23 protein-coding genes are annotated in these 24,754 nt (G+C 65.6%); 11 read left to right on the forward strand and 12 right to left on the reverse strand.

Features of this window, described 5'->3' with window-relative positions:
* The first annotated feature begins 58 nt into the window (after nucleotides 1-58).
* The 3 genes from IEX32_RS05275 to IEX32_RS05285 all read left to right on the forward strand — a co-directional run bounded on the left by IEX32_RS05275 (nucleotide 59) and on the right by IEX32_RS05285 (nucleotide 1,947).
* Complete coding sequence (locus IEX32_RS05275; RefSeq protein ID WP_188769212.1) at nucleotides 59-619, forward strand: YqgE/AlgH family protein; 561 nt, start codon at nucleotides 59-61, stop codon at nucleotides 617-619.
* 121 nt (nucleotides 620-740) lie between these two features.
* Nucleotides 741-1,085 (forward strand): DNA-directed RNA polymerase subunit omega, encoded by a 345-nt coding sequence (gene rpoZ / locus IEX32_RS05280; protein WP_188769213.1) that lies wholly within the window; start codon nucleotides 741-743, stop codon nucleotides 1,083-1,085.
* 100 nt (nucleotides 1,086-1,185) lie between these two features.
* A complete protein-coding gene (locus IEX32_RS05285; protein WP_268236717.1) occupies nucleotides 1,186-1,947 on the forward strand; it encodes a ParA family protein in 762 nt (253 codons plus the stop codon).
* Nucleotides 1,948-2,031: 84 nt separating this feature from the next.
* Here the strand turns inward: IEX32_RS05285 and ftsH are convergent, their stop codons facing one another.
* The 7 genes from ftsH to radC form a co-directional block, all read right to left on the reverse strand.
* A complete protein-coding gene (gene ftsH / locus IEX32_RS05290) occupies nucleotides 2,032-3,963 on the reverse strand; it encodes an ATP-dependent zinc metalloprotease FtsH (protein WP_188769221.1) in 1,932 nt (643 codons plus the stop codon).
* Between the two features lie 155 nt (nucleotides 3,964-4,118).
* Complete coding sequence (locus tag IEX32_RS05295) at nucleotides 4,119-4,628, reverse strand: 2,4'-dihydroxyacetophenone dioxygenase family protein (RefSeq protein ID WP_188769223.1); 510 nt, start codon at nucleotides 4,626-4,628, stop codon at nucleotides 4,119-4,121.
* 86 nt (nucleotides 4,629-4,714) lie between these two features.
* Nucleotides 4,715-6,805 (reverse strand): hydantoinase/oxoprolinase family protein, encoded by a 2,091-nt coding sequence (locus IEX32_RS05300; RefSeq protein WP_188769225.1) that lies wholly within the window; start codon nucleotides 6,803-6,805, stop codon nucleotides 4,715-4,717.
* Nucleotides 6,806-6,959: 154 nt separating this feature from the next.
* The gene (locus IEX32_RS05305; RefSeq protein WP_188769227.1) at nucleotides 6,960-8,780 is read right to left on the reverse strand and encodes a hydantoinase B/oxoprolinase family protein; all 1,821 of its coding nucleotides are present in this window, start codon (nucleotides 8,778-8,780) and stop codon (nucleotides 6,960-6,962) included.
* A 177-nt stretch (nucleotides 8,781-8,957) separates the two neighbouring features.
* Nucleotides 8,958-10,751 carry an SLC13 family permease gene (locus tag IEX32_RS05310; RefSeq protein WP_188769229.1) on the reverse strand — a complete coding sequence of 598 codons (1,794 nt, stop codon included), beginning with the start codon at nucleotides 10,749-10,751 and terminating at the stop codon, nucleotides 8,958-8,960.
* Nucleotides 10,752-10,892: 141 nt separating this feature from the next.
* On the reverse strand, nucleotides 10,893-11,627 hold the full coding sequence (locus tag IEX32_RS05315) for an NRDE family protein (RefSeq protein ID WP_188769231.1): 735 nt from the start codon (nucleotides 11,625-11,627) through the stop codon (nucleotides 10,893-10,895).
* Nucleotides 11,627-12,349 carry a RadC family protein gene (gene radC, locus IEX32_RS05320; RefSeq protein WP_188769233.1) on the reverse strand — a complete coding sequence of 241 codons (723 nt, stop codon included), beginning with the start codon at nucleotides 12,347-12,349 and terminating at the stop codon, nucleotides 11,627-11,629. Before radC ends, IEX32_RS05315 begins: the two co-directional genes overlap by 1 nt.
* Before the next feature lie 53 nt (nucleotides 12,350-12,402).
* Between radC and IEX32_RS05325 the strand changes: the two genes are divergently transcribed.
* The 8 genes from IEX32_RS05325 to IEX32_RS05360 all read left to right on the forward strand — a co-directional run bounded on the left by IEX32_RS05325 (nucleotide 12,403) and on the right by IEX32_RS05360 (nucleotide 19,197).
* A complete protein-coding gene (locus IEX32_RS05325) occupies nucleotides 12,403-15,588 on the forward strand; it encodes an intermembrane phospholipid transport YdbH family protein (RefSeq protein ID WP_188769234.1) in 3,186 nt (1,061 codons plus the stop codon).
* A gap of 71 nt (nucleotides 15,589-15,659) precedes the next feature.
* On the forward strand, nucleotides 15,660-15,872 hold the full coding sequence (locus IEX32_RS05330; RefSeq protein ID WP_229736109.1) for a YnbE family lipoprotein: 213 nt from the start codon (nucleotides 15,660-15,662) through the stop codon (nucleotides 15,870-15,872).
* Nucleotides 15,872-16,267, forward strand: coding sequence for a YdbL family probable chaperone protein (locus tag IEX32_RS05335; protein ID WP_188769235.1), 396 nt, complete (start codon nucleotides 15,872-15,874; stop codon nucleotides 16,265-16,267). Before IEX32_RS05330 ends, IEX32_RS05335 begins: the two co-directional genes overlap by 1 nt.
* 318 nt (nucleotides 16,268-16,585) lie before the next feature.
* The gene (locus tag IEX32_RS05340) at nucleotides 16,586-16,906 is read left to right on the forward strand and encodes an AtpZ/AtpI family protein (RefSeq protein ID WP_188769236.1); all 321 of its coding nucleotides are present in this window, start codon (nucleotides 16,586-16,588) and stop codon (nucleotides 16,904-16,906) included.
* Nucleotides 16,907-16,960: 54 nt separating this feature from the next.
* Entirely contained in the window at nucleotides 16,961-17,749 is a 789-nt protein-coding gene (locus IEX32_RS05345; RefSeq protein WP_188769237.1) for a F0F1 ATP synthase subunit A, read from the forward strand.
* 46 nt (nucleotides 17,750-17,795) lie between these two features.
* Nucleotides 17,796-18,023: a F0F1 ATP synthase subunit C gene (locus tag IEX32_RS05350; protein ID WP_188769238.1), complete on the forward strand. Its 228-nt coding sequence runs from the start codon at nucleotides 17,796-17,798 to the stop codon at nucleotides 18,021-18,023.
* A gap of 77 nt (nucleotides 18,024-18,100) precedes the next feature.
* Entirely contained in the window at nucleotides 18,101-18,595 is a 495-nt protein-coding gene (locus tag IEX32_RS05355) for a F0F1 ATP synthase subunit B family protein (RefSeq protein WP_188769239.1), read from the forward strand.
* A gap of 68 nt (nucleotides 18,596-18,663) precedes the next feature.
* Nucleotides 18,664-19,197, forward strand: coding sequence for a F0F1 ATP synthase subunit B family protein (locus tag IEX32_RS05360; RefSeq protein WP_188769448.1), 534 nt, complete (start codon nucleotides 18,664-18,666; stop codon nucleotides 19,195-19,197).
* Between the two features lie 378 nt (nucleotides 19,198-19,575).
* On the opposite strand, the gene gloB is transcribed toward IEX32_RS05360, so the two are convergent.
* The 5 genes from gloB to aroA form a co-directional block, all read right to left on the reverse strand.
* Nucleotides 19,576-20,334 carry a hydroxyacylglutathione hydrolase gene (gene gloB / locus IEX32_RS05365; RefSeq protein WP_188769245.1) on the reverse strand — a complete coding sequence of 253 codons (759 nt, stop codon included), beginning with the start codon at nucleotides 20,332-20,334 and terminating at the stop codon, nucleotides 19,576-19,578.
* A 124-nt stretch (nucleotides 20,335-20,458) separates the two neighbouring features.
* Nucleotides 20,459-22,162 (reverse strand): 30S ribosomal protein S1, encoded by a 1,704-nt coding sequence (rpsA, locus tag IEX32_RS05370; protein ID WP_188769247.1) that lies wholly within the window; start codon nucleotides 22,160-22,162, stop codon nucleotides 20,459-20,461.
* A 223-nt stretch (nucleotides 22,163-22,385) separates the two neighbouring features.
* Complete coding sequence (locus IEX32_RS05375) at nucleotides 22,386-23,018, reverse strand: (d)CMP kinase (RefSeq protein WP_188769249.1); 633 nt, start codon at nucleotides 23,016-23,018, stop codon at nucleotides 22,386-22,388.
* Nucleotides 23,019-23,106: 88 nt separating this feature from the next.
* The gene (locus IEX32_RS05380; RefSeq protein WP_444543972.1) at nucleotides 23,107-23,376 is read right to left on the reverse strand and encodes a CBU_0592 family membrane protein; all 270 of its coding nucleotides are present in this window, start codon (nucleotides 23,374-23,376) and stop codon (nucleotides 23,107-23,109) included.
* A gap of 2 nt (nucleotides 23,377-23,378) precedes the next feature.
* Nucleotides 23,379-24,695, reverse strand: a complete 1,317-nt coding sequence (gene aroA / locus IEX32_RS05385; protein ID WP_188769252.1) for a 3-phosphoshikimate 1-carboxyvinyltransferase — start codon at nucleotides 24,693-24,695, stop codon at nucleotides 23,379-23,381.
* Between the last annotated feature and the right edge of the window lie 59 nt (nucleotides 24,696-24,754).

The raw sequence follows: 24,754 nt of genomic DNA on the forward strand, positions 1-24,754 counted from the left end.
GCGAGCTCGACCGAATGCGCGGCTTGCCGGGGCGCGACAAGCGGGTACACTCTGGAGGGTGACTGAAGAACACTATCTTTCAGGCAGGATCCTGCTGGCGATGCCCGGCATGTTCGATCCCCGTTTCGAGCGGTCGGTCAACGTCATGTGCGTGCATGATGAGAACGGTGCGCTGGGGATCGGCGTCGGGCAGGCCCGCGAAGACGTGCGTTTTCACGACGTGCTCAGGGAACTGGGCATCGATCCCGGCAAAGCACCCGATCGCGAGGTCTGCCATGGCGGTCCCGTCGAACCAGGGCGGGGGTTCATTCTCCATTCGGTCGACTGGGGCGGCAGCGACACCATTGCGGTCCAGCCGCTCTGCGCGCTTTCCGCCTCGCTGGACGTGCTGCGCGCGATCGCGGAAGGGCGCGGACCGCGACAGTGGGTGATGGCGCTGGGCTATGCCGGGTGGGGAGCGGGGCAGCTCGAAGGCGAAATGCGCCACCATGGCTGGTACGCGGCCGAGCCGCACCCCGAAGTGCTGTTCGGCACGCCGGTGGACGAGCGCTGGGACGCCACCTGGCAGGCGGAAGGGATCGACCCGGCGTTGCTGTCCAGCGAGACCGGAAACGCCTGATCGCGGGCTTTCGGAAGGCTCAGGGCATCCGGCGGCGGCATCGCCGGGATTTCTTGACTTTCGGGGGGGCGGCACCTATCTGGCATCCTTTCCGAACCCTCCAGATTCTCACGGAGTGCCCATGGCGCGCGTTACTGTCGAAGATTGCGTCGACAAGATTCCCAACCGTTTCGATCTCGTGCTGCTTGCCGCGCAGCGCGCGAGAGAGATCTCCGGCGGCGCCGAGCTCACCGTCGACCGCGATCGGGACAAGAACCCGGTCGTCGCCCTGCGCGAGATCGCCGAGCAGACGGTCAGGCCGGCCGAACTCAAGGAGACGCTTGTCACGTCGATGCAGCGCCTGCTGCCCGAAGACGACGACGAGATGGACGAGGTCGGCTCGCTCAGCCAGTCGGCGGAGGCCCTGCGGATCACGGCGTCGGCGCCGACCCGCAATACCTCCCTTGGCGGCGATTATGACGGTTGAACGTCAAAGGTTGACTGGCGGGATCTGACCCGCAACGGTCGGCGAGGTGAGTGGAAAAAAACGCACATTGCCTCGCATTGCCGGGACCTCCGGCGCCAGGATTTCAAAGCCTTCGGCAGCGCCCGCGGGCGCGACCATTGCTATCTACAGCGTCAAGGGCGGGGTGGGGAAGACCACCCTGGCCGCCAATCTTGCGTGGTTCGCGGCCAGCCTTTCCGGGCACCGCGCGTTGCTCTGGGATCTCGACGCGGCCGGCGGTTCGGGCTTCCTCTACGGGCTTGAGCCGAAGGACTCGCGGCTTGCCGAAGATGTGTTGCTGGGCGAGCGCCCCCCTTCCAGACTGATCCGGAAGACTTCCTGCAGCGGCGTCGATGTGCTGCCCGCGGACGAGAGCATCCGTGCGCTGGACGCCCGGCTGGTGCGCATCGGCAAGCGCAAGCGCCTTGCCAGGATGACGGCGCAGCTCGCCGCCGATTACGACCGCATCCTGCTCGACTGCCCGCCGGTGATGAACGAACTGAGCGCGCAAGTTGTGCGCGCGGCGGATCTCGTCATCGTCCCGCTTCCGCCATCGCCGCTCTCGTCGCGTGCGTTCGATCTCGTGTTGCGGGAGATCGCGGGGAACACGAAGCGCCATCCGCCGATCCTTCCCGTGATCTCGATGCTCGACATGCGGCGTGCGCTGCACCGGCAGGTGCAGGAAGAGCATCCGAACTGGCCGGCGATTCCCTATGCCAGCGTGGTGGAGCAATGCGCGGTGCGCCAGCAGCCCGTGGGCGCCATCGCACCCCGAAGCCCGGCGGCGCGGCAGTTCGCGATGCTCTGGCATGCGATCGAAATGAAGCTGGCCGGGCGCGGGTAGGGCCGGCCAGCAAAAAGGGGCGGTAGGCCTTTCGGCCTGCCGCCCCCTCCTGCATTCTCCCTGGGGGAGAACCGAATTCCCGGATCAGGCGCCCTGGGGCGCCGTTCCTCCGGAGAAACGCTTGCCTGCTTTGGGGATCGACGAACCCGCCGTCCGCACCGGCTTGCCGGTGGTGACCGGCTCGCTGGGGCGGTCGATCTCGCCGTGTTCGAGCAGATCCTTGATCTCGTCGCCCGACAGGGTCTCATACTCGAGCATCGCATTGGCCAGCAGGTGGAGCTTGTCGATCTCGCTGTTGAGTATCTGCGTAGCGCGCTTGTGCGCGTCATCCACCAGCACGCGGATCTCGCTGTCGATCAGCTTGTTGGTCTCGTCCGAGCCCATCAGCCGCTGCGAGCCGCCCATGCCGAGGTAACCTTCCTGCTGTTCCTCGTACTGCAGCGGGCCAAGCTTGTCCGACATGCCCCACCTGGTGACCATGTTGCGGGCCAGGCCGGTGGCGTACTGAATATCCGACGAGGCGCCGCTCGAAACCTTGTCGTGCCCGAAGATCAGTTCTTCGGCGACGCGGCCGCCCATGGCGACCGACAGGTTCGCCAGCATCTTGTCACGGTGGTAGGAGTAGCTGTCCCGTTCCGGCAGGCGCATGACCATGCCCAGGGCGCGGCCGCGCGGAATGATCGTGGCCTTGTGGATCGGATCCGAAGCCGGCTCGTTGAGCGAGACGAGCGCGTGACCCGCCTCGTGATAGGCGGTCATCTTCTTCTCGTCCTCGGTCATGACCATGGATCGCCGCTCGGCGCCCATCATGACCTTGTCCTTGGCGTCCTCGAACTCCTGCATGGCCACGAGCCGCTTGTTGCGGCGTGCCGCGAGCAGGGCCGCCTCGTTGACGAGATTGGCCAGGTCCGCGCCCGAGAAGCCCGGCGTCCCGCGAGCGATCACGCGCGGATTGACGTCGGGCGCCAGCGGCACCTTCTTCATGTGCACTTCGAGAATCTTCTCGCGGCCCTCGATGTCGGGCACGGGCACCACGACCTGGCGGTCGAAGCGGCCCGGGCGCAGCAGCGCGGGGTCGAGCACGTCGGGACGGTTGGTCGCGGCGATGATGATGATGCCTTCGTTCGCCTCGAAACCGTCCATCTCGACGAGCAGCTGGTTCAGCGTCTGCTCGCGTTCGTCGTTCGAGTTGCCGAGGCCATGGCCGCGATGACGGCCGACCGCGTCGATTTCGTCGATGAAGACGATGCACGGCGCGTTCTTCTTGGCCTGCTCGAACATGTCGCGCACGCGGCTGGCGCCGACGCCCACGAACATCTCGACGAAGTCGGAACCGGAGATGGTGAAGAACGGCACGCCAGCCTCGCCCGCGATGGCGCGGGCCAGCAGGGTCTTGCCGGTGCCGGGCGAGCCGACGAGCAGCGCGCCCTTGGGGATCTGGCCACCGAGTTTGGAAAAGCGCTGCGGATCGCGCAGGAATTCGACGATTTCCTCAAGCTCCTCGCGCGCTTCGTCGATACCGGCCACGTCGGCGAAAGTGACGCGGCCCGATCGCTCGGTCAGCAGCTTGGCCTTCGATTTGCCGAAGCCCATCGCGCCCGAGCCGCCGCCCTTCTGGACCTGGCGCAGCGCGAAGAAGGCGATGCCCACGATCAGCAGGAAGGGAAGGGTCTGGGCGAGGATGTAGATCAGCAGGTTGCCTTCTTCGGCCGCCTTGCCGGCATATTTGACGTCATGCGCCTGAAGCAGCTGCGTCAGGGTCGTATCGCCGGGGACCGGGACGGTAGAGAACGAATCGCCGTTCTTCATCTTGCCGTCGATGCGGTTCTCGCCGATCTCGACAGCATCGACGCTGCCTTCCGCGACCTTGGCGCGGAAATCGGAATAGGGGATTATCGGTCCCGCGTCGCCGCGCGAGCTGAACATGGATACCACCATGAGCAGCGCGAGAAAGATGCCGCCCCACACGAGCAGGCTCTTTACCCAGGGATTGCCGTTCGGCTGGTCGTCGTTCATTGTCGGATAAACGTCCTTTCGTCGGCCAATGTAGGCTCGGATAGCTGAATCGCAAGTTAGCGATGGCGCGCGGGCCAATGGAATCGACGGGCCGTTTACGCGCGCGCCCTTGTTCCTGCGCCGTCCGTACCGTGCCCGAGGGCCGGCGCCCTCCTTCAGGCGGTAAAGGCCGCCGGGCCGGACGGGCGGATGTACCGGGGCATGTCAATGCCTTGCCTCTTCGCGCATTCGAGAATTGTCTGTTCCATCGAGCCGGCGTGATCGGTATTGAGGTAGTTGCCTTCATCATCGAAAACGACGTTCACCCCCGACACCACCATGAACCCTTCAACCGGTTCGCCGTCCTCGGGAATGTGGAACGTGTGCATCGTTCCCGGCGGTTCATAGAGATAGCTGCCGGCGACCTGTTGGTCCCGGGGATACTCCTTGTAGCCCCAGGTGCCTTTGGTCGTGAAGAAATGGACCGCGCCGGTATGGAAGTGGCTCGGCAGCGTCGTTCCCGGCGCGTAGCGGGCATAGAGTACCCAGGTCGCGTTGTCGGGATCGAGGAAGAGCGGCCAGAGCATCATGCCGGGGATCAGGTGATCGAGATCGATTCCCGGTTCCTCGTGGATATTGAGCGACAGCAGGCGGTCCTGCGCGTGGATGGCCATGGGCAGCGGCATTCGGGCGTCCTCTCCTGTTCGCCGGATAAGGTACACGCGACGCCTGACGCTGCAACGCCGTGGAGGTCGAAGCCGCGCCGGCGTTGTCAGGCTTTCACAAGTTGATAGTCGCCGGCATCGTCGATCTGTGCCTTCCAGCCGGGGTAGACGACGATCGTGGTGAAGGTCTCCTCGATGATCGCAGGCGAGGATACTTCCATGCCGGGCACGAGGTCCTTGCCGAGGTAGACCGGCACTTCCGCGAAACCTGCGTCGAGATTGGCGCGGCGTGACTTGGTGGCGCTTGGTGGATTGCCGCTCGGGGTGAAGCCCCCGCCGATCTCCGGAGAGGGCGTAACCACGTGCGCGTTGAGGCGAACGCCGGAGACTTCGGGCACCTCATGCTCGCGGATGTGCTCGTACTCGGCCATGTGACGCCCGTTGAACAGCTTGATCGCGGTTTCGCCGAAGTCCTCGCCGATGAACGAGAGGTCGCCCAGCGCCACGTCCGCCTGGTAGTCGAACGAGAGCGAGAAGTTTTGCCCAGGATAGCGCATGTTGAGCTGGTAATTCACGCGGATCGCCTCGGCGGCGAAACCGGCATCGGTGAAGTACTTCTTCGCCCGGACGGAAAGGTCGTTCCAGTGTTGCCGGATGCGGTTGAGGTCGAGCGTTCTGGCCGAGGCGATGTAAGAACGTTCCTCGTCGATTGTCGGGTTGGCGACCAGCGTCCCGAGCGCAGAGAATGTCGGCGAGGTCTTGGGGACGAGAACTCTGGAGATGCCGAGGTCTTCGGCCTGGATCGCGGCGAAGGCCGGGCCGTTTCCGCCATAGGCAAGCATGACGAGATCCTTCGGGTCGATGCCCTTGCCGGCGGTGGTGCGGCGCACGCCCTGGCTCATGTTGGCAGTGACCACGCGCCAGCAGTCGAACGCGGCCTGTTCCGCGACCCCGTGACCCATCTCGTCGGCAATTGCCTGGAATGCTTCGTCGACGCCCTGGCGGGTGAGGCGAAAGCTGCCGCCGGCGAAACCCTCGTCGGTGGAGAGGATGCCGAGCATGACCAGCGCGTCGGTTACCGTGGGTTCCTTGCCGCCGCGTCCGTAGCAGATAGGACCCGGCGCGGCGCCGGCCGAACGCGGGCCGACTTCGAGGGCACCCTTGTTGACGTGGCAGATCGACCCGCCGCCGGCGCCCAGCGTCTCCACTTTCACCATCGGCACGCCGATCAGATAGCGATGGTGCATATTCCAGCCCGCTTCGGCCGGGGCCAGTCCGTCCACCACCAGCGACATGTCATAGCTCGTGCCGCCCATGTCGACGCAGAGCAGATTGGTATGGCCCTTGGCCCTGCCGCAGTGCGCCGAGCCGATGACGCCGCCCGCCGGGCCGGAGGCCAGAACGCGGATTGGCGCGCCGTCGATATATTCCTTGGTCATGACCCCGCCCGAGGCCTGCATGACCATGAGCTGGTTCCTGTATCCACCCTCGACGAGGCGCTGGACGAGTTTCTCGAGGTAGCTCGTCACACGCGGGCCGACGTAGGCGTTCACGATAGTTGTCGACGTGCGGTCGTACTCCGGCGCGCGCGGGAGCACCTCATGGCTGGCGCAGATGTAGGCATTCTGGATTTCCTGGCGAACGATCTCCCTGGCCCGCCTTTCGTGATCGGGATTCACGAAGGAGAACAGGAACGAGATCGCCACTGCCTCCACGTTCTGCAGCCGCAACTTGCGGCAGGCTTCGCGCAGCGCGCCCTCATCGAGCGGTTTGTGGACCGTCCCATCGTGCAAGATGCGTTCGGGCACGGTCAGACGGCGGCGGCGGGGGGTGATCTGTCGGGGCGGCTCGAGGCGCACATCCCAGATGTCTTCCTTGAAACCGCGGCGGTACTCAATCTCGTCGCGGAAACCCTCGGTCGTGATGAGGCCGGTGACGGCGCCATTCATTTCGATGAGCGTGTTGTCGGCAACGGTGGTGCCGTGGACGATGGCTTCGCACCGGCCGAGGAAATCGGCGAGCGAAAGGCCTTCCTTCTCCGCCAGCGCACCCAGCCCTTGCATCACGCCAAGCGAGCGGTCCTCGGGGGTGGAGAGGTTCTTGTGGAGGACTACTTTCCCCGATTCGCTCGAGCCCTCCTTGAGCAGGGCGAAGTCGGTAAAGGTGCCGCCGATGTCGATGCCAACGCGATAAGTCATTCCGCTTCCTCGATCCCAGAGAGATCCTCCCCGGCACGGGGAGGTGCAGGCCGCAGAGCTGATGGAGGAATAGCCTCTTCATTCGGCGTCCAGCCATGGCCCCTCCACCGCCAGCGGCGGCCCCCCTCCCCGTGCCGGGGAGGATTATTTGCGCCTACATTACCGCTTCGGCCATCGCAGCCATCTCGATCCGCAGCGCCTCGGTGGCCCCGCGATCGACCTCCAGCGTGTAGTCATCGAGACTGCCCGTCAGCACCACGCCGTACTTCGTCCGCGCCGCCTCGAGACTGACGTACTCGTCGAGCACATCTTCCTTCACCGCTTCGGGATCGCGCAGCAGCGGCCGACCGAAACCGGCACCACCGCCGTGCTGGTAGGCGATCTTAGCCCCTTCCGGCAGGAGGTCCTGCGCGGTGTGTTCGATCTTGCGTTCGTTCGGGGATCCGACCTCGAACCGGTTGCTGTAGGGAATTGCATCGTCCCCGCCGCACATGCCGCGCAGGGGATGGTCGGCCGAGACCATCCAGGCCATCGCCGTCGTGGGCTTCAGCACCTGCTTGACGTTGAGCGAGCCCGGGGCCCCGCGCCACTGGCCGGCGCCGCCGCCATCGGTAGTCATCTCGCGGGAGATGTTGAGAATCGGGAAACGGCTTTCGGCATCTTCGGCTTCCGACAGGATGAGCGAGCCGAGCGCATTCGGGCAGGAACCCCAGCCGTCGATACCCTGCACCGCGCTGGTGTCCATGGAACGGCAGTCGACGCCCTGATCCATCCACATCATGCCTTTTTCGTCGAAGCCGATGACGGCGTTGGGCATGCCGATCTTGTAGAGCTGCGGCTGCGAACGCTCCGGCGCGACGTTGGAGAGGGCGAGACAGACTGCCTCGGTGATCTCGCAGGCCGGGTGGAAAGAGCCCAGCGCGGCCGGCTTGTTCGGCGGCGGCTGGGCGATGCAGCCTTCGGGAATGACGATGTCGACCGCGTTGAAGAACCCCTCGTTCTTGACGATCGTCGGATCCATCGCGGCGACCACCTGTGTCATCACGTAGCTGCGTGTATTGGCGAAGGTGTTCCACACGCCCACGAGGTTCGGTCGGTCGTCGGTGCCGGTGAGGTCCACCGTGAGCTGGTCGCCCTCGATCCGGCAGGCGACATGGACCTTGATGTCCTTGGTCCCCGCCGTGTCGTGGTCGATCAGCACGGTCGCTTCGTAAGTGCCGTCCGGCCACTTCGACACTTCCTCGCGCACCCGGCGTTCGGTGTGCTCGATCGAGTGATTGATAGCCGCCTTGACGACATCGGAGCCCCACCTTGAGATCAGGCCGTTCAGCATCTTCACCGCGTGCTGGACACCGCCGATCATCGCCGTGATGTCGCCGGCGAAAGTGGCGAAGCGGTTGTTGCGCACGACCATATCAAATACATCGCGGCGCAGTTCGCCCCGGTGGACGAGCTTGAGGCAGGGGTAGATGACGCCCTCGGTGAAGAGGTCGGTGGCGTCCAGCGAGAAGCCGCCCGGATCCTTGCCGCCGGTATCACCCTGATGCGCCTGCAGCGTCTGGATGCAGATCAGTTTGCCCTTCTCGTCATAGACCGGGCCATAAACGCAGTAGTCGGGCAGATGGCCGCCGCCATGGTCGGGGTCGTTGGCGAGGAAGACATCGCCCGGCCCCCAGTCGTAGCGTTCGAGGTTCATCAGGCCCCAGCGCGTCTCCATCTGGTTGACGAAGGTGAGGTGCGGCGTGCCAACCGCGCCCATCGCAAGGCGGCCATTGGCATCGACGATCGCGGCATTGCGCTCGTTCGACTGGTTGATGATCGGCGAGGAGGCGGCGCGGCCCAGATACGTGGCGCTTTCGAAGCAGACCGTTTCGAAAGCGCCCCGGATAATGTCGGCGGTGACCTGGTCGATCTCATATGTCGTCGGCATTGCTCCGCGCGGCGCGGCCAGCTTGCGGTTCAACTCGTAGGACATTGTTCGAAAATCCTCTCCGCCTGCCCCTGTTCACGGCATTTGCGTGAATAGGACGACAGGCGTCTAGGTTCTCGACAAACCGCGCGCCGCTACGTGCAGATTGCGAAAGCGCGGCTGTTGATTCCGCCCCCGGAAGGCCCCGGGGCGGCCATCAGGTGGCGGCGTCCTGCCCGCTTTTCAGAGCGGCCAGATCATGGGGATCATGATCAGCGTTGTCACGGCCACGAGCACGGTCAGCGGAAAGCCGTACTTGTAGAAGTCGGTGAACTTGTAGCCGCCGGCGCCGTAGACGAGGGTGTTCGTCTGATAGCCGATGGGTGTCAGGAAACTCGCGCTGGCGGCGAACATCACGGCAACCGCGAAGGGGCGCGGATCGACGTTAAGCGCGTGTGCAAGGCTGATGCCGATGGGCGTGACGACGACCGCGACGGCATTGTTGGTAACGAGTTCCGTCAATGCCAGGCTGAGCAGATAGATCGCCGCGAGTGCCACCCATGGGCCCATGGTGCCGAGCCACGGCGTCGCGAACTGCACCGCCATTTCGACAAGGCCCGTCTTCTCGAGCGCGGTCCCGATGGTGAGCATGGCGATGATCAGCGCGAGGATGCGCCAGTCGACCGACTTGAAGGCCTCGTCCGGCTCCACGCAGCGGCTGGCCAGCACCGTGGCGACGCCGAGCACGGCGAGCCCTGCCAGCGGCATGAAATCGAAAGCGGCGGCGATGACGATTCCGAACATGCTGCCGACGGCGATCCAGGCCTTGTTGCGGCGGAAGCCGCGGACGGTGGGCTCGGCGATGTTGACGAGCTGCTGGTCCTCGACGAGCCGGCGCAGGTCCTCCTGTGCGCCTTCAAGCAGCAGCGTGTCGCCTACCTGCAGCGGGACTTCCTCGTAGCGCTTCTGCAGGTTGGTGCCCTTGCGGTGCAGGGCGATCGGATAGACGCCGTAGCGGCGGCGCAGGCGCAGGTCGGCGAGCGTATGGCCGATGATTCCGGCCCCGGGGGCCAGCAGAGTTTCGACCAGCACCGAGTTGCGGCGGGAAAGCTGGACGACATGCGGGTCGCTCGAGGATTCGGTCAGCGCATGATCGCCGCGTTCCTTGAGCGTCATCAGGTCGCTGCCCGAGGTGCGCACGACGAGGATGTCGCCTTTTTGGAGGACGCAGTGCTCGAAATCGCGCCGCAGCGATTCGTCGCCGCGCAGCACATCGACGAGGCGGCGCTCGCGCCGCGAAAGCAGATCGATCGTCAGCGCGTTCTGCCCGATGTAGGGCGATTCGGCTTCGATGAAGATCGAGACCATAAAGCGCTTGTCTTCTCCGTTCGCGGTAAGCCCCGCGACGGTATCGCGGTCGGGGAGCAGCCGGTAGCTGATGGCAAGCCAGGCCACGCCGGCCAGCGCGACGACCGCGCCGACCGGTGCGATCTCGAAGATCGAGAAAGGCGCGAGGCCGGCCTTTCGGGCCACGCCGTCAACCAGGATATTGGTCGAAGTGCCGAGCAGGGTCACCGTCCCGCCGAGCACAGCGGCGAAGGAGATCGGCATGAGGATCTTCGATGCCGGGATGCGCAGTTCCTTCGCCAGCGTCATGCCGACCGGGATCATCATCATCACCAGCGGCGTGTTGTTGGTGAAGGCGGACATCGTCGCGATCGCCGCGAGGAATATGCCCATGGCAAGGATCGGACGCGTCTTTCCGATCCCGGTGATCCGGGTCGCCAGCAGGTCCAGCGCACCGGTGCGCACCATGGCCGAAGAGATGATGAACATGCAGGCGATGGTCAGCGGGGCGGGATTGCCCATGGCGGCCAGCACGTCGTCGGTTGCGACCACGCCGAGCAGCAGCAGGATCGCCACCAGTCCGAGCGCCACGACTTCCGGGGCCGCCACCTCGAAAGCGAAGGCCAGGAACAGCAGGACGAGGAGCACGGCCATCACGGCCGGCGAACCTGCATCGATTCCGAAGATCATCGTCGCCCCTGACTTGTGAGTGCCCCGAAGGTGTCGATCCGGGCCGTGGGATTACCGGCAATTGCATGCCTTGCAAGATAGGAAAAGTTCTACGGGGTAAGGCGTGCGCCGGATGGCATCGGCATTCCGGTCAGGCACTTGTCACGAAAGCGGCCACCGGAAACCTATCCGAACATCGCCGGTGACGGCGCCTTGCGCGGAAAAGTTGCGTTCATGAATGGCACCGCGCCCGTCACGGGCAATGGCGACGATCGTGCTGCAGCGCGTGCCGTAAATTTCATTTCGGATGAAAACGGGCGCGAACCGAGGCTCCGGCCCATCCTCCGGCCGAGCGAGCCGGGGGCAGGGCGTTTCGGCGCGCATGGCCGTCATCAGCGGTTCGAACTCACGGGTTCCGGCGGCGAGCCAGTCGCCGAGCGCTGCCTGCAACTGCACCGTCTTCGGCCAGGGAACATCGAAGCCGCCATTGGACAGCCCGTGAATGCCGGCGGCTAGACGGCGTGATTCCGTGGCCGGATGATTGGTGAGGAACCAGGCTTCGCCGTGATCGGCATGGACGACGTTGAAGGGGTTCATCCGCGCGACCTGTTCGGGTTCCCGCCCCTCCAGCAGGTCGGTGACGAGCTTGCCGCGCGTGGGGCGTCCAAGCTGCGGGCCTTCCGGCACGCGGTAATTGGTGACGAGCGCGAAGCGCCCGGCCTTTGATACGCCGAGCCAGGTGCCGCCGCCGCGCAGATCCTTGCCGGCGATCACGCCGCTGCCGTCAGGCCAGGGCGCTAGCGGGGCGGTAGGGCGGTCGTGATACTCATCGCGATTGCCCACGGCGACGAGCAACCAGTCGGGATGGGTATCCCAGGCAACGGCGGCGACGCACATCAGATGAGTCCTTTCGCCCTCAGGCTGACATGGCCCTCACGCCCGATCACGACATGATCGTGGACCGTGACGCCGCGCAGCCTTCCTGCTTCGGCGATGCGGTTGGTTATCTCGATGTCCGCACGGCTGGGCTGCGGAGAGCCGGAAGGATGGTTGTGGACGAGAATTAGCGCCGTCGCGCCGATGTCGAGCGCGCGGCGGATCACTTCGCGCGGGTGGATCGCGGCCTCGTCGATCGAACCCTCGCCGACGAGATCGTCGAGGATCAGCATGTTGCGGGAATTGAGATAGAGCACACGCACGCGTTCCAGCGTGAGGTGGGCCATGTCGATGGTGAGGTAGTCGATCAGCGCCTGCCATGAGCCGATGACCGGGGCCTCGCGAACTTTCTGACGGGCCAGGCGCGTTGCGGCGACGGTTACGACGCGCAGGGCCGCCGCCGTTGCCTCGCCCATGCCGGGATGGGCCGCCAGCGTGCGCGGATCGGCCTGGAGCACCCCCGCCAGCGAGCCGAAGCGCTGCAGCAGGCTGCGCGCCAGCGGCTTCATGTCGCGCCGGGGAACGGCCTCCATCAGCAGCATTTCGATCACCTCATGATCCGCCAGCGCCTCGTCCCCGCTCTCGATCAGCCGCTTGCGCAGCCGGGCGCGGTGCCCGCTGGGGTCGTTGGGCGCGGTCCCCGGAGGGCCGCGTTCATCGAAGAGAGGGGCTTGGTCTGGCATATCCGGTAGAAACAATTGCCTTTCCGGCGCGTCCAGCGCAAGTGATGGAACAGATGGCGCACGACGAAGACCAGCCCGTCGATGGGATCGAGACTTCCGAACCTCGTCAGCGGTTTAGTCGCCGCTGGCGGCTGGCGGCGTTCGTCATTCTGGGGATTCTGCTCGTTGCCGTCGGCGTCGTTTGGGTCACGCGCAAGGACATCGCCGACAACGTCATTGCCGGCCAGCTCGATTCGATGGGGCTCCCGGCGCGTTACGAGGTTGTCCGCATCGGTCCTGCCGAACAGGTGATCCGCAACCTGTCGATCGGCGATCCCGCAAGGCCGGACCTGACCGTCGAGGAGGTCCGCGTCAGGACCAGGCTCGGCTGGGGGCTGCCCGGAATCGGCCGGGTCACGCTGGTGCGGCCGCGCCTCTATGGTACGGTCCATGGGGGGCGGCCCAGCTTCGGCTCGCTTGACAAGGTGCTCTTTACCGGCGGCGAGGAACCCTTTTCGATGCCCGACTACGATCTCAGGATCGTCGACGGACGCGCCCTTATCGAGAGCGACCATGGCCGCATCGGCGCCCGGATCGCGGGCGAGGGGCCGCTGCGGGGCGGCTTCGAGGGCGAACTCTCCGCGATTTCGCCGAAGCTGTCTGTTGCCGGCTGCGAGACCGGTCGGGCGAGCCTCTACGGCAAAGTGAGCACAAGCGGCGGGAAACCGCGGTTCGCCGGTCCGCTGCGGTTTGCCTCGTTGTCCTGTCCCGAAGATGGACTGCGGCTGGCGCGCGGAGGGGCAGAGCTGGACGTGACTCTCGACAAGGCGCTCGACGGCGGCGAAGGCACCATCGGCATCACCGCCGCTCGTGGTGCCTACGGCGACGGCCGCCTCGACGGGGTCTCCGGCAAAGTGCGGGTGAGTTACCGCGAACGGGCGCTCAATGCACGGTACGACCTGACGGCGCGTGGGATCTCGACGCCGCAGGCGCGCGCTGCCAGCCTCGCCTTCGATGGTCGCGCACGGTCGAGTGCCGGGCTTGACCGGATCGACATCGAAGGTGACCTCTCGGGCAAGGGAATCGTTCCCGGCGCCGCATTCAATCGCGCGCTCGGCGAAGCCGTCAGCGCAGGCAAGGGCACGCTGGTCGCATCGCTCGCGGCGCAGGTCCGCAGCGCCCTGGCTCGCGAGATGCGCGGCAGCTCGCTCGATGCCAACCTCGTGCTGCGACAGTCTGCGGAAGGGGTGAGCCTCGTCGTTCCGCGCGGCGCGCTGCGCGGGGCCAGCGGTGCCTCGCTCCTGTCGCTCTCGCGCGTGCAGGTGCTGCTTTCCGATGGCGCGCCCTTGGTGACCGGCAACTTCGCGACCGGGGGGCGGGGGCTTCCGCGCATAGGCGCGCGCATGCAGACTGGCGCGAACGGGCGACTGTCGATGCGGGTGGAGATGCGCGAGTATCGTACCGGCGAAACGCGCGTTGCTGTCCCGGACCTGGCCCTGGTGCAGAAGGCGGACGGAACCGTCGGTTTCTCGGGCAGGGCGGTGCTGAGCGGCGCGCTGCCCGGCGGGCGGGCCGAGAACCTGCTGTTGCCGGTCGACGGGGCATGGGCCGCCAACGGCGACCTTGCGGTCTGGCCGCGCTGCACACAGGTCGCCTTCGATCGTCTCGCGTTTGCCAATCTCACGATCGACAAGCGCAGCCTGCAGGTCTGTCCGGCCGAAGGGCGCGCGATCCTGCGCCAGCGTGGCGGCAGGCTCGAACTGGCGGCAGGCGTTCCCGCGCTCGACTTCGCCGGGCGTCTGGGCGAGACGCCGATCCGCATCGCCAGCGGTCCGATCGGCTATGCGCAGAAGGGTTCGGGCGCGGGCGCTCTCTCGGCCCGGACGCTCGACGTCGAACTCGGACCGGCGGGCAGTGCCTCGAAGTTCACAGTGACGCACCTCGATGCGCAAGTCGGCAAGGAGATTGGCGGAACCTTCGACGAGGCGGACGTCGCGCTCTATGCGGTGCCGCTCGATCTTCACAATACGGCGGGCGACTGGCGCTATGCGGATGGGGTGCTCTCCATCGACAATGGCACTTTCACCCTCGTCGATCGCGCGCCAACAGCCCGGTTCCGGCCGGCCGTCGCGCACGGTGCCACGCTGCGTCTCGCCGACAATGTCATCACGGCGCGGGCCGTGATGCGCGAACCGGCGTCGGAGCGAGAGGTCGTGCGCGCCGACATCGTTCACGACCTCGCCACGGCGGCGGGGCATGCCGATCTCACGGTCGAGGGCATCACGTTCGACAAGCGCCTGCAGGCCGACACGCTTTCGAATCTGGCGCTGGGGGTCGTCTCGAATCTCGAAGGCACGGTGCGCGGCAGCGGGCGGATCGACTGGGACGAAGCGGGCGTCACCAGCCGCGGGCGTTTCGCGACCGACGCCGTGAACTTCGCCGCGGCGTTCGGACCGGTCAAGGGCCTGTCCGGCGAAGTCGTCTTCACAGACCTTCTCGGCCTTGTCACGGCGCCCGATCAGACACTCAAGATCGCCTCGATCAATCCGGGCATCGAAGTGACGGACGGCGTGCTCTCGTTCCAGATGAAGCCCGATTACCTCTTGCAGATCAATGGCGCGCAGTGGCCGTTCATGGATGGAAGGCTGACGCTGGAACCCGCGCGCATGACGATCGGCGTGGCCGAGACGCGACGCTACACGCTGAAAGTCGAAGGGCTCGACGCGGCGACGTTCGTGCAGCACCTCGATCTGTCCAACATCAACGCCACCGGCGTGTTCGACGGCGAGCTGCCGCTGATCTTCGACGAGAACGGCGGACGTATAGAAAACGGCTATCTCGTGTCGCGCCCGCCGGGAGGGAACGTCGCCTACATCGGCGAACTCACCTACAAGGATCTCTCGGCGATGGGCAATTTCGCCTTCGATGCGCTCAAGTCGGTCAATTACAACCGCATGGAGATCGGCCTTGGCGGATCGCTTTCGGGCGAAATCGTCACGCGTATCAGCTTCGACGGCCTGAGCCAGGGGGTGGGCGCCCAGTCGAACTTCCTGACCAGGCAGGTCGCAAAGCTGCCCATCCGCTTCGTTCTCAACATCAGGGCGCCGTTCTTCAGCCTGTTCGGGTCGATGCGCTCGCTCTACGATCCCGAGTTCGTGACCGATCCGCGTACCCTCGGCCTGATCGACCGCAGCGGCACTCCGCGGCCGGATCCTCCAATCGTCCCCATTCAGCCTCCAGTCAGCGAGAACAATCCATGAAACCTTGCAAATTGACCGGAAGTGTTCCGGCTGCAACAAACCCCGCCATGTTCGGGCCAGGGGAAAAGGCAATGCAGCAGGAAATGTTCCGGTCCGGCTGGCGCACCGTCTGCGCGGCGATGCTGGTTTTGGGAACGGTTCCGGCGCTGGGGGGATGCATCAACGTGGCAGCTCCCGACAAGCCGATCGTGATCGAGCTCAATATCAACATCAGGCAGGAAGTGATCTATCGTCTGGCTGCGGACGCGGCGAACACGATCGAAGAGAACCCGGAGATTTTCTGATGGCAACCCCTATTCGCAAATCCGTCGCCGCGCTCGGCCTGGCCGGGGCAGTGCTGGTTCTCGGCATCGGCGGGGTCGCTGCCGCGCAGAGCCGCGATCCCAGCTATGCCGCGGCCAAGGCGGCCGGGCAGGTGGGCGAGCAGACCGACGGATATCTCGGCGTCGTCGGCGGCCAGTCGCCGGACGTCCGCGCGATGGTCAAGGACATCAACAACAAGCGCCGCGCCGTCTACACCGAGAAGGCCGCCGGCAAGAGCACGATCGAGGAATATGCCTTCGCTACCGCCTGCCGCCTGATCCTGGAGACGAAGCCGGGCGAGAAATACCAGGCGCCCGACGGTACCTGGAAGACGCGCGGCGCCGGCGCGCCCGAGCGCGACCCGCGCTGTCCGTGACAGCGCGGCGGCGAATGCCGCTGCCGTGATTCGAGTCAGCCGCGGGGCCGCAGGGTGGAAACACCTTGCGGCCCTTGCGTTATGCGCATCGCCAATGCGGTATCGCTCGCGCGTAGGGCGTTGCTGTCAAAGGAGTTGCGTCCGCCGCCGCCGCCGCGCGTTGATAGTTCCAGGACCGGCCCGCGCCGCAGCGTGCTGTGTGGTTGACTCGGCACATCCCCCACCCTAAGGGGTCGGCGCCCTCGGCGGGTGGCGGTTGACCGCGTCGATCGAACAGTGGGAACACGGGTCCTCGTGTGAACATCTGTGGAGAGCGACATGAACGACGAGCCATCTGCACGGGACCCTGACGGCGAGGACGCGCGCCTCGAATCGCTCGACGAAAGGCTGAAGGCCGTTCGCGAGCGGGAAGAGCAGCGTAACAAGCCTGTCGGCGGCGCGGAAACGGACGAGAACTATCGTGCCGGAAGCCGCGTCCTGGCGGACTTGCTCGGAGGGGTTGTCGGCGGCTTGTTCCTTGGCTGGGTGATCGATCACTTCGCCGGGACCACGCCCTGGGGTCTGTTGGTGATGTTGTTCCTCGGAATCTTCGTCGCCTTCAGGAATATCATACGGAATTCGAACCGGCGCCCGGATTGACCCGACAGGGGGTGAAGCAGGGCGCTGTCGTTCATTGGCGACAGGGATATTCGCGTGGCAGCCGAAGCGGGCAAAGTCGATCCGATGCACCAGTTCACCATCGAGCCCATGTTCGGGACCGATGGATGGCAGATCGGCCAGTACAATATTGCCTTCACCAACTCGGCGATGTGGATGGTGATTGCCGCGTTTGCGTTGCTGATCTTCGTCGCGGGCGGCCTGAAGCGCGAGCTGGTGCCGGGGCGCTGGCAGATGGCGGTGGAAAGCTTCACCGGCTTCATCGACGGCCTTTTGGCGACGAACGTCGGACCGGCAGGCCGGAAGTACATCCCCTACATGTTCTCGCTGTTCATGTTCATCCTCTTCGCCAATATCCTGGGCATGCTGCCGCTCGGCATCATCGGCCTTCATCCTTTCACCTTCACCAGCCATTTCAGCGCCACCGGCGTGCTTTCGGTCATGGCCTTCGCGATCGTGCTGCTGGTCGGCTTCGCCAAGCACAAGCTGCACTTCTTCTCGCTGTTCGTGCCGCACGGCACGCCGCTGGTGATGATCCCGCTGATCTTCGTGATCGAGCTGGTCTCGTTCCTCGTGCGTCCTTTCAGCCTCGGCCTGCGACTGTTCGTCGCGATGATGGCCGGCCACGTGCTGCTCGAGGTGCTTTCGGGCTTCGTGATCAACGGCCTCAATGCGGGGATCGGCATCGGCCCGGTCGTCTCGGTCCTGAGCTTCATCCTGATGGTTGCGATCGTCGCGCTCGAGCTCCTCGTCGCCGGCATCCAGGCCTACGTCTTCGCGCTGTTGACTTCGCTGTATCTCAACGACGCCGAGAACCTTCACTAATTCTCGTTCCTTCATTTTCTACACGTTTCAACAAGGGAGTTTTCACATGGATCCTCAAGCTGCCAAGCTGATCGGCGCCGGTCTTGCCGCTATCGGTGCGGGCATGGCCGCCATCGGCGTCGGTAACGTCTTCGGTTCGTTCCTCGAGAGCGCGCTGCGCAATCCGGGTGCCGCCGACGGCCAGCAGGGTCGACTGTTCATCGGCTTCGCCGCCGCCGAACTTCTCGGCCTGCTCTCGTTCGTCGTCGCGATGATCCTGATCTTCGTCGCCTGACCCGAACGTACCTGAACTGACCGGCCGGGGCGCTCGCCAGCGAGCAGAACCGGCCGGGCAAAAACCCGGATCCCGCAATGCCTCAAATAGCCCAGCTATCTGCGACATACGCCAGCCAGATCTTCTGGATCCTGCTGGTGTTCGGCTTCATCTTCTTCGTCATCGGCCGGGGCATGGTGCCCAAGGTCATGGCGACGGTCGAAGCGCGCGACAAGCAGATCGCCCAGGATCTCGCCGCGGCCGAGACCGCGCGCAAGGCGGCGGACGCCGAGGAAGAAGCCTGGCGCAAGCGCGAAAGCGCCAACCGCGCCGAGTCCCAGGCCATCATCGCCAAGGCCAAGGTCGAGGCGGCGAAAGAGGCCGAGAGCCGTCTTGCCGAAGTCAACGCCGGGCTCGGCGCGCGGATCGCCGAAGCGGAGGCCCGCATTGCGGCCTCTCGCGACAGCGCCATGGGCGAGATCGAGGCCGTCGCCGCCGAGGCCGCGGAGCAGATCGTTTCGCGCATTGCCGGCATCTCGGTGGATCAGGCTTCTGCCCGCAAGGCGGTGCAGGCCGAACTCACCGGGGCTTGAGAGAGGCTGCCATGAATCAGCATATCATTCTCGCGGCCACTAGCGGCGCGGCTCAGCACGACGAGGCCATGATCCACGCCGAGACCCTCGCCGATGGCGAAGCCGTGCTCCATCATCCCGAGCCTAACGCGCTCGGAATCGCCCCGGCAGGCTGGGTCGCGCTGGCGATCCTGGTACTGCTCGGCATCGGCATCTGGAAGAAGGTTCCCGGCCTGCTCGCCGGCGGCCTCGACAAGAGCATTGCCGAAATCAGGGCCCAGCTCGAGGAAGCGCGCGCACTGCGTGCCGAGGCCGAGGCGCTGCGCAAGGAATATGCCGACAAGATCGCCAATGCCGAAAAGGACGCGGCGGCAATGATCGAGCATGCCCGGCACGAGGCCGAAGCCATTGTCGCAAAGGCCGAGGCGGACACCACCGAGGTGATCGCCCGCCGTGAGAAGATGGCCGAAGACAAGATCGCGGCGACCGAGCGCGCCGCCGTCGCCGACCTGCGCGCCAAGGCCGCCAGCGCCGCCGCTACGGCCGCGCAAGGCCTGATCCGCGCCAACCACTCTGCCGAAGCCGACAAGGCGCTGGTCGATCAGGCGATTGCCGGGATCTGAACTGACTTTCCGGCAATTCGAAACAAGGAAGCCTCCGCGAAAAGCGGGGGCTTTTTTGTGGCCGGACACGCCGACATTGCGGATGATACAAGATGATCGTCACCCCGGCACAGGCCGGGGCCCAGCCTCGACAAGATCGCCGCCGCTTTGCGGCGACTTTATTTCTTGCGCTGGGTACCGGCCTGCGCCGGTATGACGAAAAGGTTATGACTGCTCACCCCGACATTCCGGGCGTTCGGCAGAATCGGACCTGTCCGCAGCATACCCGGAACGCAGCGTGAGCTTGTCGAAGGCCTCGAGGTGCCGCGCGAGGTTCGGTATGCTGCTTGCAGCACAGGTTCAGGATGAAGCGGGGCCTTTGCTCTTGGTCCTTTTGCCTCAGAACGCGTCCTTGGCCTTCCTCAGCGCCGCGAAGGTCGCCACGGCATCGCCGCCGCCCCAGCGCGCCCGCATGTCCGGGGTGTCGGCGCGCAGGAAGGGGTTGGTCGCCAGTTCGCGTTCCAGCTTGGTGGGTACCGTCGGGATCTTGTGCTCGCGGCGCTTCGTGATCTCCTGAACGTATGCGGCCAGCTCCTGATTCTCGGGATCGGCATGGAGCGCGAACCTCGCATTGGCGGCGGTGTATTCGTGCGCGCAGTAAAGCATGGTTTCGGGCGGCAGCGCCTTGATCCGCTTCAGGCTCGCCCAGAACTGCTCGGGCGTGCCTTCGAACATGCGGCCGCAGCCCAGCGCGAACACCGAATCGCCGACGAAGGCGAGGCGCGCTCCGGGCAGGTGATAGGCGATGTGGCCGAGCGTGTGACCGCCCACGTCGATCACGCAGGCCCTGCGGTCACCGATCATCACCACGTCGCCGTTGCGCACCGTGCGGTCGACACCTGCGATCTTCGCGGCCTCGCTTTCGGGAGCGGTTACCTTGCAGCTGGTGGCGTGCTTGATCGCCTCGTTGCCGCCGGCATGGTCGGGATGCCAGTGCGTGTTCCAGATCTGGGTGATCTGCCAGCCCTTGTGAGCGGCCTGCTTCAGGTATTCGTCCGCGTCGGGTGTGTCGATGCAGACGGTTTCCTCGCTGTCATGGTCGTGGAGCAGATAGCCGTAGTTGTCGGACAGACAGGGGAATTGGTGGACCTCTAGCATGACGGCTCTCCTTGAAAGGCTATTTAGGCGCGCGCCGGGCAAAGCAAAAGCCCGCCCGGACAGTCCGGACGGGCTTTTGTTCGTTGCGACTGTCGTCATCCGGCGTTGGCCGGGAAGACAGTTATCAGCGGTTCTTGAGTGCTTCGCCGAGGATGTCGCCCAGCGACGCACCCGAGTCGGACGAACCGTACTGCTCGACCGCTTCCTTCTCTTCGGCCAGCTGGCGCGCCTTGATCGAGAAGTTGGGCTTCTTCGAGCGGTCGAAGCCGGTGACCATGGCATCGACCTTCTGGCCGACCTGGAAGCGGTCCGGACGCTGCTCGTCGCGGTCGCGGCCGAGGTCGGAACGCTTGATGAAGCCGGTGGCGCCGTCTTCGCCGGCCTGGACTTCCAGACCGCCATCGCGGACTTCGAGGACCGAGACGGTGACGACCTGGCCGCGACGCAGCGAATCGCCGGAAGCGGCAACGCCAGCGGCCGGGGCGCCACGCTCAAGCTGCTTCATGCCGAGGCTGATGCGTTCCTTCTCGACATCGACGTCGAGAACGACGGCCGAGACCTCTTCGCCCTTGCGGTGCAGCGCCAGCGCGTCCTCGCCGGAGATGCCCCAGGCGATGTCCGACATGTGGACCATGCCGTCGACGTCGCCGTCGAGGCCGATGAACAGACCGAATTCGGTCGCGTTCTTGACTTCGCCCTCGACCTGCGTACCGACCGGGTGCTTCTCGGCGAAGGCTTCCCACGGGTTCTGCTGGGCCTGCTTGAGGCCGAGCGAGATGCGGCGCTTGTCGCTGTCGACTTCCAGCACCATGACTTCGACTTCCTGCGAGGTCGAGACGATCTTGCCAGGGTGGACGTTCTTCTTGGTCCAGGACATTTCGGACACGTGGACGAGGCCCTCGATGCCCGGCTCCAGTTCCACGAAGGCGCCGTATTCGGTGATGTTGGTGACGGTGCCGTTGAGCTTGGCGCCGACCGGGTACTTGACCGCCGCGCCTTCCCAGGGATCGCTCTCGAGCTGCTTCATGCCCAGCGAGATGCGCTGCGTTTCCTGATTGATGCGGATGATCTGCACGGTGACGGTGTCGCCGATGTTGATCACCTCGCTCGGGTGGTTGACGCGCTTGTAGCTCATGTCGGTGACATGGAGCAGGCCGTCGATGCCGCCCAGATCGACAAAGGCGCCGTAATCGGTGATGTTCTTGACGACGCCGTCGATCACCTGGCCTTCGGAGAGCTTCTCGATCAGCTCGCTGCGCTGCTCGGCGCGGGTCTCTTCGAGGACGGCGCGGCGCGAGACAACGATGTTGCCGCGGCGGCGGTCCATCTTGAGGATCTGGAAGGGCTGCGGCACGTCCATCAGCGGGGCGACGTCGCGGACGGGGCGGATATCGACCTGCGAGCCGGGCAGGAAGGCCACGGCGCCGTCGAGGTCGACGGTGAAGCCGCCCTTGACGCGGCCGAAGATCACGCCTTCGACGCGCTTGCCTTCACCAAATTCGTTCTCGAGCTTGTCCCAGGCGGCTTCGCGGCGGGCGCGGTCGCGGCTGAGCATCGCTTCGCCGTCGGCGTTCTCGACGCGGTCGACATAGACTTCGACTTCGTCGCCGACCTTCAGGCCGTGCTCGTCTTCACCGCGCGCGAATTCGCGCAGGGCGACGCGGCCTTCGCTCTTGAGGCCGACGTCGATGACGGCCTTGTCGTTCTCGATGGCGGTGATGGTGCCCTTGACGACACGGCCTTCGAAGCCCTCGTCGGCGGCGCCGCCGAGCTGTTCGTCAAGCATTTTCGCGAAATCGTCGCGAGTCGGATTGGCAGAAGTAGCCATTATCAGGTCATTCCTGTTCAACGATGTTTCCGGCCAGGCGGTTGTTTCCGCCGGTCTTTCCTCCGCCATCCGCACCATTGCATCGGCGGGCCAAAAGGGGGCCGAACTGCCGTGGCGGCCGAATACCGGTCACGGCATCCTTGGGGGCATGGATGACCCTTCGGACCGGCGGCCCCTACGCCCGGGGGGGCGGGAATGCAAGCGGAATGGGCCGGAAAGCCCGTCAGGCGCCGCGCCGCGCGCGCGCGGCATGGACCGCCGCGATGGCTGCCGCGATCGCCTCCTCGCGGCGAAGCCGGGACGTGTCGATCACGACGGCGTCCGGCGCGGCGACCAGGGGTGCATCGTCGCGGCCGCGGTCGCGCTCGTCGCGCCGCGCCAGGTTGCCGGCGATCTCTTCCAGCGAGACGCTGCGGCCCTGTTCCTGCATTTCTAGGAAACGGCGCCGGGCGCGGGATTCGACCGAAGCGGTGACGAAGAGCTTGACGTCGGCCTCGGGCGCGATGACGGTCCCGATGTCGCGCCCGTCCAGCACGGCACCGCCAGGTTGTGTCGCGAAGCTGCGCTGGCGTTCGTAAAGCGCCTTACGAACCGGGGGGTGGATCGAGACGCGACTGGCAAGGCCTCCGGTCTCCTCGGAGCGCAATTCGGGATCGCCGAGCAGCGTGTCCGGGAAGGTGCATGCCGCCAGTGCGGCCGCAGGATCGTCCGGGTTTCCGCCGTCGAGCAGGCATTGGAGCCCGACCGCGCGATAGAGCAGGCCGGTATCGAGATGCGGGAGGCCGAAATGGGCGGCGAGCGCCTTTGCAATCGTGCCTTTGCCCGAGGCGGTAGGTCCGTCGACGGCGATAATCATGCAGGTGCCTTTGGCGCGGCGCGCGCGTCGAGGCAAGGTCGGGGATGCAGGTCTTGCAGTTCGGCACCGCAAGCCCGAGCCGAATTGCTCAGTTCGGGCGGCGATCCCCGCCACGGTTCCTGGCGGCCTTCACCAGCCCCCAGATGGCGATCGCCGCCCAGAAGCCTTCCAGGACCAGCGAGGGAGCATTCATGTTCACCAGCAGCGAGATCGTCAGCAGAGCGGCGCCGAGCAGGTTGACGCCGTGCTGGACGAAGGGGTTCGGCCGCTCGCGTCCGGTGATGTAGGCATAGGCAAAGACGATGCAGGCCATGCCCGCGAAGCCGATGATGTTCGCGATCTCGGTTGGCAGCGGCAGAATCACGTCTTCAGCCCGTCGAGCATCGTTTCGAATACCGGGAAACTGGTGGCGATGGGGCGGGTGTCATCGACTTCGACCCCGTCGCGGCTTGCGAGGCCGGCGACGGCCATGGACATGGCGATGCGGTGGTCGAGATGCGTGGCGATGGCGTTTTCGGCGCCGGCCAGCGGCTCGCCGCCAGTGCCTTCGATGACGAGGCCGTCCTCGTGCTCCTCGATTCGCGCGCCGGCCGCCGCGAGTGCGGTCGCCATGACGGCGAGGCGATCCGATTCCTTGACGCGCAATTCGTCGAGGCCGGAAGTGCGGGTCGTGCCCTCGGCCAGCGATGCGGCGACGAAGAGCGCGGGGAACTCATCGATCATGCTGGGGGCCATCGCCGGATCGACCTCTATGCCCTTGAGAACGGAGTGCGTGACACGCAGGTCAGCAACCGGCTCGCCGCCGACCTCGCGTGCATTGATCTCTTCGATCTGGCCGCCCATCTGCCGCAGCACGTCGATCAGTCCGGCTCGGGTGGGGTTCAGACCGACATTCTCGATCACGACGTCGCTGCCCGGAACGAGCAGCGCGGCGACGATGAAGAAAGCGGCGGAGGACGGGTCGCCGGGCACGTCGATGACCTGCGGCCTCAGTTCGGCTTCGCCGCGAATGGTAATCACGCGGGTGCCGTCAGTCTCGACTTCGACATTCAGTTCGGCACCGAAACCCCTGAGCATGCGTTCCGAATGATCGCGTGTCGGTACCGGCTCCAGGACGGTGGTGACGCCCGGGGTGTTGAGTCCGGCGAGCAGCACCGCGCTTTTTACCTGGGCCGAGGCGACTGGTAGCCGGTACGAGATCGGCACGGCGGGAGAGGCACCCTTGAGAATGAGGGGCAGGCGGCCTCCCTCGCTCGCCTCGAAGCTGGCGCCCATCTGGGAGAGAGGCTCGATAACCCGCCCCATGGGCCGCTTGGAAAGGCTGGCATCGCCGATGAAGGTTGCGCTGATCGGGTGACTGGCGACGAGGCCCATCAGCAGACGTGTCGATGTCCCGGAGTTGCCCATGTCCAGCGGTGCCTCGGGCTGGAGCAGCGCGCCGACGCCGACGCCGTGGACGCGCCATTCGCCTTCCGCGACGCGCTCCACGGATGCACCCATCGCCCGCATAGCGGCGGCGGTCGCCAGCACGTCCTCGCCTTCGAGCAGCCCGGTCACTTTCGTTTCGCCCACTGCCAAGGCGCCCAGCATGATCGATCGATGACTGATCGACTTGTCGCCCGGAACGCGAATCGTCCCCTTGAGCGGACCGGAGGGCATGAAACGGAGGGGGCGCATTGCGGTATCGGCAGCGTGGCTCACGGAAAGCGGCTTTCGTAGACATACGGGCGAGAAAA

Source organism: Novosphingobium endophyticum (assembly GCF_014640675.1).
In the GTDB taxonomy this organism is placed as follows: Bacteria; Pseudomonadota; Alphaproteobacteria; order Sphingomonadales; family Sphingomonadaceae; genus Novosphingobium; species Novosphingobium endophyticum.